The 10,552-nt window shown below is 44.3% G+C and carries 12 protein-coding genes; all 12 read left to right on the forward strand.

The window, feature by feature from the left end; translation table 11 throughout:
• Positions 1 to 89: 89 nt before the first annotated feature.
• The 12 genes from UQ64_RS09015 (at position 90) to proS (ending at position 10,426) form a co-directional block, all read left to right on the forward strand.
• On the forward strand, positions 90 to 404 hold the full coding sequence (locus tag UQ64_RS09015; RefSeq protein ID WP_245237898.1) for a hypothetical protein: 315 nt from the start codon (positions 90 to 92) through the stop codon (positions 402 to 404).
• A gap of 40 nt (positions 405 to 444) precedes the next feature.
• Entirely contained in the window at positions 445 to 1,014 is a 570-nt protein-coding gene (locus UQ64_RS09020; protein WP_060623077.1) for a hypothetical protein, read from the forward strand.
• Positions 1,011 to 1,655 carry an endolytic transglycosylase MltG gene (locus UQ64_RS09025; RefSeq protein ID WP_060623078.1) on the forward strand — a complete coding sequence of 215 codons (645 nt, stop codon included), beginning with the start codon at positions 1,011 to 1,013 and terminating at the stop codon, positions 1,653 to 1,655. The genes UQ64_RS09020 and UQ64_RS09025 overlap by 4 nt, the downstream gene beginning before the upstream one ends.
• 161 nt (positions 1,656 to 1,816) lie before the next feature.
• Positions 1,817 to 2,518, forward strand: a complete 702-nt coding sequence (gene rpsB, locus UQ64_RS09030) for a 30S ribosomal protein S2 (RefSeq protein WP_060623079.1) — start codon at positions 1,817 to 1,819, stop codon at positions 2,516 to 2,518.
• A 132-nt stretch (positions 2,519 to 2,650) separates the two neighbouring features.
• The gene (tsf, locus tag UQ64_RS09035) at positions 2,651 to 3,301 is read left to right on the forward strand and encodes a translation elongation factor Ts (RefSeq protein WP_060623080.1); all 651 of its coding nucleotides are present in this window, start codon (positions 2,651 to 2,653) and stop codon (positions 3,299 to 3,301) included.
• Positions 3,302 to 3,406: 105 nt separating this feature from the next.
• Positions 3,407 to 4,135 (forward strand): UMP kinase, encoded by a 729-nt coding sequence (gene pyrH, locus UQ64_RS09040; RefSeq protein ID WP_036688491.1) that lies wholly within the window; start codon positions 3,407 to 3,409, stop codon positions 4,133 to 4,135.
• Positions 4,135 to 4,689, forward strand: coding sequence for a ribosome recycling factor (gene frr, locus UQ64_RS09045; protein WP_060623081.1), 555 nt, complete (start codon positions 4,135 to 4,137; stop codon positions 4,687 to 4,689). Before pyrH ends, frr begins: the two co-directional genes overlap by 1 nt.
• Positions 4,690 to 4,767: 78 nt before the next feature.
• Entirely contained in the window at positions 4,768 to 5,535 is a 768-nt protein-coding gene (locus tag UQ64_RS09050) for an undecaprenyl pyrophosphate synthase (RefSeq protein WP_042189423.1), read from the forward strand.
• Between the two features lie 21 nt (positions 5,536 to 5,556).
• The gene (locus tag UQ64_RS09055) at positions 5,557 to 6,360 is read left to right on the forward strand and encodes a phosphatidate cytidylyltransferase (protein WP_060623082.1); all 804 of its coding nucleotides are present in this window, start codon (positions 5,557 to 5,559) and stop codon (positions 6,358 to 6,360) included.
• 21 nt (positions 6,361 to 6,381) lie between these two features.
• Positions 6,382 to 7,521, forward strand: coding sequence for a 1-deoxy-D-xylulose-5-phosphate reductoisomerase (locus UQ64_RS09060; protein ID WP_060623083.1), 1,140 nt, complete (start codon positions 6,382 to 6,384; stop codon positions 7,519 to 7,521).
• 156 nt (positions 7,522 to 7,677) lie between these two features.
• Positions 7,678 to 8,952 (forward strand): RIP metalloprotease RseP, encoded by a 1,275-nt coding sequence (rseP, locus tag UQ64_RS09065; RefSeq protein ID WP_060623084.1) that lies wholly within the window; start codon positions 7,678 to 7,680, stop codon positions 8,950 to 8,952.
• A gap of 25 nt (positions 8,953 to 8,977) precedes the next feature.
• Positions 8,978 to 10,426: a proline--tRNA ligase gene (gene proS, locus UQ64_RS09070; RefSeq protein ID WP_060623085.1), complete on the forward strand. Its 1,449-nt coding sequence runs from the start codon at positions 8,978 to 8,980 to the stop codon at positions 10,424 to 10,426.
• The last annotated feature ends 126 nt before the right edge of the window (positions 10,427 to 10,552 follow it).

Below are 10,552 nucleotides of genomic sequence, written 5' to 3' on the forward strand. Positions count from 1 at the left end.
CACGTTATACATTATCCTTATATTTTTACGAGAAACGGTTATCGTCTTCAAAAGACGACAACATCGTTTCTTCTTATGAGAAGAGGGTTATGATGAGCCTAAAACCAGTGGAACTGCAAATTGCACTACCTCGGACTACGGAAGCGGGTAAGATTCAGAATGAATCTCAGCAGCGCCCCGCTATTGATCAGCATCAACTGGCCGGACAAAATGTGAAGCAAAGCCAGGAAATGACCATGCGAAGCTCTGAGGTGGATGAATCTTCTGAGTCGGCTTTGCGTGATGGCGGAGATAAAGGCAATCATCATTCCGGAGGGAATCCGTCCTCGGAGAAACGTTCGAAGTCAGGGACTCGTGATGCGGAACATCCTTACAAAGGACAGCGCATTGATCTGAGTCTTTAATAAGGTAAATATATTTGATATGTTAAAGGAGATAAGGCACTTGCAACCATGGGTGTATATTGTGCTAGTAGGTGTCGCCGCTATTCTTTATGCCCTTCTTCTTCCAGCACGTATGAGGGAAGGAAAAGCTGATCAGCAAAGCCTCAAAGAAACGGAGGCTGCGCTTGAGCTATATATGGCTGACATAGAGCGCGAGAATGAAGAACTTGTACAGTTAGTCAGCAGTATTAAGCAGCAATCACAAACTAATCATAGTGCAATGCAAGGGCAGATTAGTGATTTGCAGCTTCAATTGACAGAAATACAGCAAAACTCTTTACTACTTGAGGGCCGAGTATCTAACGAAGAAAAGCGGTTAAAAGAGTTGGAAGTTTCGGTTGAGACGGGGCCACATGTTAAGGGAGGAGACCCGTCTGTCGGAGCTGGTATGAGTTCAATACAACCAGAAGTGAAAGCGAAACCTATTAGTTCTATTAAATTGCGATATCCACGATTATTTGAACTACATGAGCAAGGGAAATCGATAGACTCCATTGCCAAGACGGCTGGACTTCAGCGGGGAGAAGTGCAACTGATTCTGCAACTTGCCAAACAGGAGGAATCGGTATGATGAAGAACCGTTCTTTTTTGTTCGGACTTGGCACAGGGCTAATAGCAGCAGCACTATTGCTTCAATTAATGATATCCGGTGGAGCGGCTCCACTAACCAAGGAACAGATTTTACAAGGTGCTGAGAAATTGAACTTGAAGGTTATCGACGAATCTACTGAATCCCCTTCGGATGAGTCTGCGTTGGAAGATGCTGAACAAGATCTGAAGAATGTCGGAATTACTGATGGAAGTCAGGAGAACGTGGCCCCTTCTGAGCCTGCAGTAGCGGCTTCTCCCGCTCCTGTAGTATCTCCTACAGTATCTGGCAACCCCAATAAGGTTATCCCTCCTAAAGAGCCCTCAACGCCTAAAGAAGGTACTGTTGAGAAGCCAGGAGTCACTACTGCACCATCTGCTGTTACACCTGATAAGCCTAAAGTCACTGCGAATGCAGGGGTTGTTGTTCGTATACCATCAGGTAGCACACTGACAAAAACAGCAGATATTTTGGAGAAGGCTGAAGTCATTAAGGATAAGGCTGGTTTTCTTAAAGTCGCCAATCAACGTCAGATCAATACGAAAATCCAATCGGGTTCTTACACCTTTAATAAAGACGAGAGTCTAGATTCTATACTAGAAAAATTAATAAGTTTTCAATGATCGTTGCATACACTAATAAAATATGGTATAGTAATTGACGGTGTTAAAACACACGTCGGTTGATTTCGACAAGGGGTGCTTTCTTCTGAAGAAAGTCTTGCTGAAAGATGACGCACGGCGGAGGAGACACACAATAAACCAAACTTAGGAGGTGTGTGAAGATGGCAGTAATCTCCATGAAACAGCTTCTAGAAGCTGGGGTACACTTCGGTCACCAGACTCGTCGTTGGAACCCAAAGATGGATCGTTATATCTTCACTGAAAGAAACGGAATTTACATTATTGACTTGCAAAAAACAGTCAAGAAGGTAGAAGAAGCTTACAACTTTGTAAAAAGCGTCGCTGGTGACAACGGCACAATCCTATTCGTAGGAACAAAGAAACAAGCACAAGATTCCGTAAAAGAAGAAGCTGAACGTTCAGGTATGTTCTTCATTAACCAACGTTGGTTGGGCGGAACTCTTACTAACTTCCAAACTATCCAAAAACGTATTGAACGTTTGAAAAAATTGGAAGCTTGGGAAGAAGACGGCACTTTCGAAGTTCTACCTAAGAAAGAAGTTATCCTTCTTCGCAAAGAAAAAGATCGTCTTGAAAAATTCTTGGGCGGTATCAAGAACATGAAAGGTCTACCAAGCGCGTTGTTCATCATTGACCCGCGTAAAGAGCGTATTGCGGTTGCAGAAGCTCGCAAATTGGGTATTCCAATCGTAGCTATCGTTGATACTAACTGTGATCCAGACGAAATCGACTACGTAATTCCAGGTAACGATGACGCTATCCGCGCCGTAAAATTGTTGACTGGTAAAATGGCAGACGCTGTTGTTGAAGCTCACCAAGGCGAAGACACAACTACTGCTTAAGTAGCGACTAACACATACAAGAACTTAAATGAAAAGGGTGGTTGGCAGGTGGATAACCTCTCACTGCCCTTTTTTTAGGATAAAGGCCTTGAATAATGTAAGAAAACGACAATTACCTGGAGGGAATAAACAATGGCAGTTGATGCAAAAGCAGTAAAAGAACTTCGTGAAAGAACAGGCGCTGGTATGCTTGATTGTAAAAAAGCGCTTGAAGAAGCTAATAACGATATCACAAAAGCAGCAGAATTGCTTCGTGAAAAAGGTCTGTCCGCAGCAGCAAACAAAGCAGGACGTATTGCTACTGAAGGCGTTGTAGAATCTTACATCCACGCTGGTGGCCGTATTGGTGTACTTGTAGAAATCAACTGCGAAACTGACTTTGTTGGTAAAACAGATTCCTTCAAGGACTTTGCTCGCGATATCGCTATGCAAATCGCTGCAGCCAACCCGCGTTATGTTCGTCGTGAAGAAGTTCCACAAGAAGATGTGGAAAAAGAAAAAGAAATCCTGAAAGCTCAAGCTTTGAACGAAGGTAAGCCTGAGAAAATCATTGAAAAAATGGTTGAAGGACGTATTGGTAAATATTACGAAGAATATTGCTTGCTTGAGCAATCCTTCGTTAAAGACCCTGACAAAACGATCTCCCAATTGCTGAACGAAAAAATCAGCACAATCGGAGAAAACATCTCGATCCGTCGTTTTGCTCGTTTTGAACTAGGCGAAGGTTTGGAAAAGAAAGTGGATAACTTTGTTGAAGAAGTTATGGCACAAGTTAATCAATAATAATAGCTTCATCATAAATGTGAAGAATTGAATAAAGGCAAGCATCAGAAGAGCGGAACACGTACACGTAGTGTTCCGTCTTTTGCAGAAAGTGAGGGTATACATTTGGAACAGCCGGTATTTAAGAGAGTAGTCCTTAAGGTAAGTGGAGAGTCTTTGGCAGGACAAAACGGATATGGTATTGATGCCGACATGATTATTTCCATCGCTGAACAGATCAAGGAAGTTGTAGAACTTGGCGTTCAGGTTGCGATTGTTTGTGGCGGAGGTAACATTTGGCGCGGGATCGCTGGCAGCGCAAGTGGCATAGATCGCGCTACTGCAGATTATATGGGCATGCTGGCAACAGTAATGAATTCACTTGCTCTGCAGGATGCATTAGAGCAAATCGATGTGCCAACAAGAGTGCAGACTTCGATCTCGATGCAGCAAATTGCTGAACCATATATTCGTCGTCGTGCGATTCGCCACTTGGAGAAGGGCCGCGTTGTTATTTTTGCAGCAGGCACAGGTAACCCATTCTTCTCAACAGATACTACTGCAGCACTTAGAGCGGCAGAGATCGAAGCAGAAGTTATTCTGATGGCGAAGAACAAGGTTGATGGTGTGTATTCAGCAGATCCGTTTAAAGACAGCACAGCCGAGAAGTTTGAACAGCTCACTTACATGGATGTTCTGAACAAGAACCTTGGTGTTATGGATTCAACAGCTTCATCTCTATGCATGGATAATAATATACCGCTCATTGTATTTGCCATTACGGAACAAGGCAATATCAAACGTGTCGTTCTCGGTGAGAAGATCGGAACGATAGTTAAAGGGAGTGTAGATTAATGCCACAATCGGTCAAAAAAAATGCCGAAGAACGAATGGACAAAGCGATTTTATCGCTGAAACGTGACTTGGCAACATTGCGGGCAGGACGTGCAACAACATCACTGCTAGATCGCATTCAAGTTGAATATTACGGTTCCCCTACTCCAATCAATCAGCTGGCTAACATCAGTACTCCGGATACCCGGACACTGTTAATCCAGCCATGGGACAAAACATCGATGTCTGACATTGAACGGGCGATTATGAAATCGGATATCGGTTTAACGCCTGCTAATGACGGTACAATTATTCGTCTTTCTATTCCTCCGCTGACTGAAGAACGTCGGACGGATTTGGTGAAATTGACGAAGAAATTTGGTGAAGAAGCGAAAGTAGCGATCCGCAACATTCGCCGTGATGCTAACGATGATATTAAGAAGATGGAGAAAAACGGTATCTCGGAAGATGAGTCCCGTGGCCATCAGGAAGACATTCAAAAGACAACGGATAAGTTCATAGCCGAGGTTGACAAAGTGCTTGTATCCAAAGAAAAAGAGATTATGGAAGTATAAAGATATTCTAGAGACTTAAGGCCCCTCCGTTAATGGTGGGGTTTGTCTCTTTCTGATAAGAGCTTGGAGGAAACGGAAATGATCAAACGGGTTCAAGCGTGGCTGAGCCGTAAAGACAGGCAACAGCCAGTCGAGATTTCACCGGATAACATTCCCCGGCACGTGGCTGTTATTATGGACGGCAATGGGCGTTGGGCTAAGCGACGCGGGTTGCCGCGCGTTGTGGGCCATCAGAATGGCATGAAGGCTGTTAAACGTGCTACAATCGCAGCAGACGAACTGGGTGTTGAGTTTTTGACGATGTATGCGTTCTCGACAGAAAATTGGAAACGACCAAAGGAAGAAGTCGATTATCTGATGCGCTTGCCAGTGGAGTTTCTAGCCATTGAGCTTGATGAGCTGATTGAGAAGAATGTTCAAGTCCGTATGATGGGTGATACTGATGCATTGCCTTCATATACACGTAAGGCTATGGAAGAAGCGGTTTCCCGGACACAGGGCAATACCGGACTTATATTGAATTTTGCTCTTAATTATGGGGGACGCAAAGAAATTGAGGACTGCATGCGCAGCATTGGTAAGGACATTCAATCAGGGGCTTTGTCACCGGAAGATATCACGACTGATCTAATCGATAGCCGAATGTTATCTGGTGGGTTACCAGATCCGGATTTGCTTATACGTACAAGCGGAGAAATGCGACTTAGCAATTTCATGCTATGGCAGCTGGCTTATAGTGAGCTGTGGTTTACTGATGTGTATTGGCCTGAGTTTGATAAGGAACATTTGCATCAGGCAGTTGCTGAATATCAACGCCGTACACGCCGTTATGGTGGACTGAAGTAGCTTGATAGGAGATGGAAACCTTTGAAGCAGCGATTGATTACCGGGATTGTTGCCGGAGCACTATTTTTAGGCTTATGCGTGTTGGGAAACTGGCCATATCAGTTGTTACTTACTGCCATGGCTTTTATCGGATTTTATGAATTTGTGAAAATGATAGGGATACCTGCGCTTTCCTGTTCTACCGTTCTTGGTTATGCAGCCATTCTAAGTTTCATGATCCCTTGGAATTTGTTTGGGATCTCTGCACCCTTATCGTGGGAACAAGGAATTTGGATTCTGCTGCTGTTGTTCCTTTTAGTTACAGTTTTTACTAAAAATAAATTAGATATTCGAGTAACAGCCTTGCTGTTTACTGGTATAGTATACATTGGTATGGGTTTTTCTTATATGGCCATGGCTCGTGCATCGGATGACGGACATGGTTTGTTCTGGACCTTTTTACTCCTCTTCTGCATTTGGGGTAGTGATGCCGGGGCTTACTTTGTTGGAAAAAGCATGGGTAAGAACAAACTTTGGCCTGCCATTAGTCCTAACAAAACGGTGGAAGGTGCAGTAGGTGGAGTACTGATCTCGATGCTGATCGCGATTGTGTTTGCAATTTTAGCTCCTGAACATCTAGCGATAGGACGAGCACTCCTTATAGGGCTTTCTTGTGCGGTATTGGGTCAGCTTGGTGATCTTGTGCAATCTGCCTATAAACGTGCGTATGGTATCAAAGATTCAGGTACACTTCTGCCAGGACACGGTGGTATTCTTGATCGATGTGACAGTTGGATTATTGTGTTTCCGTTCGTACATATCACAATGCTAATGCCTTACTATTAACGGAAAGGAGAGGGTATAACTATGAAAAAAATAAGTGTTCTTGGTTCCACAGGTTCGATCGGCACTCAGACTCTAGATGTCATCGCTATGCACCCAGACTCTTTTCAGGTAGATGGCTTGGCAGCTGGAACAAACACAGCCTTATTGCTGGAACAAGTTCGGCGGTTTAATCCACGTCGTGTTTCAGTTGCGACGAAGGAACTTGCTGATGAGATTAGATCCAGTTTGCCTTCGGGCATACAGTTATACAGCGGGAATGAAGGTCTTGTTGAGGTAGCAGCGGGTGGAGATGCCGAAATAGTCGTAACGGCTGTTATGGGTAGTGTAGGTCTCCAATCCACGTTAGCTGCTATTGAAGCAGGCAAACATATTGGACTAGCCAATAAAGAGACTTTGGTAACGGCAGGACACCTCGTCACTGAACTAGCTAATCGTAAAGGTGTTAAGTTGTTTCCAATTGATAGCGAGCATTCTGCTATTTTTCAGTGCTTAAATGGTGAGAATCTTGCTGATATAGCATGTATCACTTTAACAGCTTCTGGGGGATCTTTCCGGGATTTCACTCGTGATCAACTCAAAAATGTAACGGTAGAAGATGCACTTCGTCATCCGAATTGGAGCATGGGCGCGAAAATCACGATTGATTCTGCTACAATGGTGAATAAAGGGCTTGAAGTGATTGAAGCGCATTGGCTATTCGGTCTACCTTATGAGCAAGTAAATGTACTTTTGCATCCAGAGAGTATCATCCACTCTTATGTGGAGTTCCGCGATAGCAGCATTATTGCTCAGCTTGGAAATCCCGATATGCGTGTCCCGATTCAGTATGCGCTCACGTATCCCGATCGATGGGAGTCACCGGCACAGCGTTTATCGTTAGCTGAAATTGGGCGTTTGACATTCCGGGAAATGGACTATGAACGGTTCCCAGCACTTAAGCTAGCCATGGATTGTGGCAAAGCTGGCGGGACAGCTACTACTGCTTTTAATGCTGCAAATGAAATTGCTGTTGCTCGTTTCTTGCGTCATGAGATCCCATTCCTGCGTATTGAGGAGATCATCGCTGAAGTGCTACATCGTCATATTAACGAGGACAATCCAAATTTGGAACAAATTGAATCCTGTGATAAACGTGTTCGTGAACTGGCGGCAACGCTGTAGAACGTAGAAAGAGCTGAAGGCGATTTTGTTTGGCTGGAAATACTTACTTTGCCCTAAAAATAGGTTGGGACAGTTGATTCTCTTGTGCCTGATCGGAGAATAATGATAAATTAAGAGGACATACTTCGGTCTTACACCTAAAGGGGGATGATACGTTTGGAAATGGTTCAAGTCGTTTTATTAACGGTGCTCATGTTTTTTGTCCTGGTGACTGTACATGAATGGGGTCACTATTATTTTGCCAAACGCGCCGGTATTCTCGTGAGGGAATTTGCTATCGGTTTCGGTCCGAAACTGTTTTCTTATAAATGGAATGAGACACAGTTCACTCTGCGTTTACTGCCTTTTGGCGGTTATGCCCGGATGGCTGGTGAAGATCCAGAGATTATTGAAATAGGCTCAGGACAGACCATTGCGGTAAGACTCGGTCAGGATAATAAAGTAAAAAATATTTATCTGGACGCATTGGATACACGTAAAAATGTTATCCGTGGTGAGGCTTTGCACACCGATCTCGAAAATGATCTGCAAATCCGCTTGGATGTGGATGGCGAAGTTACTACTTATGACGTTCATCCGCAAGCGATGATGATTAAAGGAACACAACAGACTCAAATTGCACCTAAAGATCGTCAATTCGGCAGCAAGACCGTGGGTCAGCGTGCATTGGCTATTGTTGCGGGTCCTGTGATGAACTTCCTGTTAGCCTTTGTTCTGTTTGCTATCCATTTACAAATGGTTGGTATTCCGGTGGAGAATCCTACTTATGTTAAGATTGGTGATATCTCTGAAGGAATGCCGGCGCAAGAGGCGGGGTTGCAGAAGGGTGACATCATTGTCTCCATAAACGGTGAGAAGATTGGTGCCGATTATCAAAAAATGATTAACTTGACCTCCGAGTCCAAGGGAAAAGAAATGAAATGGACGCTACAACGCGGCGATGAGACACTTAACGTGACACTCATTCCTCGTATCATGGAAGGACAAGAAGGCGGTAAAATAGGGATCACACCTGAGCTACCTACACGCAAAGCGGGTATTGGCGAGACGTTGACAGGTTCCGGTAAAGCTATGGTCGGTACGACAGAAATTATTTTTCTTGGCTTTAAGCAGTTAATTAATAAATTCAATATGGATGATATTGGAGGTCCGGTTCGTACGTTTGAGGTGACCGGTCAGATTGCCCAACAAGGCATAGCATATCTTACAAAATGGGCCGCTATTCTGAGTCTGTATCTGGGGATTTTTAACTTGCTACCTATTCCAGCACTCGATGGAAGCCGCTTGGCGTTCCTTGGCGTGGAAGCGTTACGTGGTAAACCTGTAGATCCGAGTCGTGAAGGTATGGTTCACTTTGTTGGATTTGCACTGTTATTTTTATTAATGATTGCTGTTACGTATAATGATATTTTACGTTTGATCAGCGGCTAATTTTCTTCGGGAGGCATTCCATTACATGGCAAAAGATAAGCAATTCGTTACGGAAATCACGCCGCAAAGCGAGGATTTCTCACGCTGGTATATTGATGTTATTAAAAAAGGAGATTTGATGGATTACTCTCCTGTTCGTGGCTGTATCGTATTTAAGCCAGAAGGCTATGAAATATGGGAGCATATTCAGGAGGAAATGAACCGTCGCCTCAAGGAAACTGGGCATCGTAATGCTTATTTTCCAGTGTTCATTCCAGAGAGCTTCTTTCAAAAGGAAAAGGATCATATTGAAGGCTTTAATCCTGAGCTTCCGTGGGTAACGGAGGCAGGTGGTGACGTGCTTGAGGAACGTCTGGCAGTCCGTCCTACTTCTGAGACCATGTTCGGGCATATGTATTCCAAATGGATTCAGTCCTATCGTGACCTTCCTGTTCTTATCAATCAATGGGCGAACGTAGTTCGTTGGGAGAAGCGTACTTTACCATTTATCCGTACAACTGAGTTTCTTTGGCAAGAAGGGCATACTGCGCATGAGAATGAAGCCGAAGCTCGTGAAGAAACCATGAAGATGCTAGATAACTACCGTGATTTTGCCGAGACTTTCCTTGCCATTCCGGTGATCACTGGACAAAAGACACCTTCCGAGCGTTTTGCTGGTGCTGTAGATACGTATTCTATTGAAGCGATGATGAAGGATGGACGTGCTGTTCAGGCTGCTACCTCACATTACTTGGGTACCAAGTTTGCAACAGCATTTGAGATCCAGTATTTGAGCCGCGACAATAATTTGGAATATGTGCATACCACCTCATGGGGATCCACTACACGCTTGATTGGTTCGCTGATTATGGTGCATGGTGATGACCGTGGTCTTGTTCTGCCGCCTAAGGTAGCGCCTACTCAAGTGATTATGATTCCTATCGGACCACCTAAAACTCGCGAAGCCGTGATTGGACGGACAGACGAGCTGTTCAAGGAGCTGAAGAACGCTGGCGTTCGTGTACGTGTGGATGACCGTTCGGATGTAACACCAGGTTGGAAGTTCAATGAATATGAAATGCGCGGTGTACCCGTGCGCTTGGAACTTGGACCACGCGACATGGAGAATGGCGTCTGCGTGATCGTCTCACGTGTCACAGGTGAGAAGAAAGTTATTCAGCAAGAGAACCTCGTTGAAGAGGTTCAAGCAATGCTCGAGCAGGTTCATAATGAAATGTTCGAACGTGCCCTGAAATTCCGCGAGGATCATTTCTATTCTGTAGATTCCTTAGAAGAAATGAAAGCTTCGATGGAAGAAAAACGCGGCTTTGCACTAGCTGGCTGGTGTGGTTCCGAAGAATGCGAGTCCAAAGTTAAGGAAGAGACAGGTGCGGGTAGCCGCAACATTCCTTTCGATCCGGCGGAGAAGAAACAAGTCTGCATTTGCTGTGGTAAACCAGCTCAGCACACTGTGGTTTTTGCAAAGGCATATTAATCTTTTGGCACCGATCAACAGTTTTGTAGTATTTTAATCTAGCTTCTGGAGAGAGGAGTCAGCGGGCCGAAACAACCCAATGCTTTTTGAATCCAGAAGCTTTTTAAAATATAAGGATTTATAGGC

Origin of the sequence: Paenibacillus etheri (assembly GCF_001012825.1) — a bacterium.
In the GTDB taxonomy this organism is placed as follows: domain Bacteria; phylum Bacillota; class Bacilli; order Paenibacillales; family Paenibacillaceae; genus Paenibacillus_AQ; species Paenibacillus_AQ etheri.

What these genes read in the sequence shown, in the direction of transcription:
- tsf (WP_060623080.1), top strand. Translation starts at nt 2,651, where the DNA reads ATGGCAGTTGATGCAAAAGCAGTAAAAGAACTTCGTGAAAGAACAGGC.
- frr (WP_060623081.1), top strand. Translation starts at nt 4,135, where the DNA reads ATGCCACAATCGGTCAAAAAAAATGCCGAAGAACGAATGGACAAAGCG.
- UQ64_RS09060 (WP_060623083.1), top strand. Translation starts at nt 6,382, where the DNA reads ATGAAAAAAATAAGTGTTCTTGGTTCCACAGGTTCGATCGGCACTCAG.
- UQ64_RS09015 (WP_245237898.1), top strand. Translation starts at nt 90, where the DNA reads ATGATGAGCCTAAAACCAGTGGAACTGCAAATTGCACTACCTCGGACT.
- UQ64_RS09050 (WP_042189423.1), top strand. Translation starts at nt 4,768, where the DNA reads ATGATCAAACGGGTTCAAGCGTGGCTGAGCCGTAAAGACAGGCAACAG.
- rpsB (WP_060623079.1), top strand. Translation starts at nt 1,817, where the DNA reads ATGGCAGTAATCTCCATGAAACAGCTTCTAGAAGCTGGGGTACACTTC.
- proS (WP_060623085.1), top strand. Translation starts at nt 8,978, where the DNA reads ATGGCAAAAGATAAGCAATTCGTTACGGAAATCACGCCGCAAAGCGAG.
- UQ64_RS09025 (WP_060623078.1), top strand. Translation starts at nt 1,011, where the DNA reads ATGATGAAGAACCGTTCTTTTTTGTTCGGACTTGGCACAGGGCTAATA.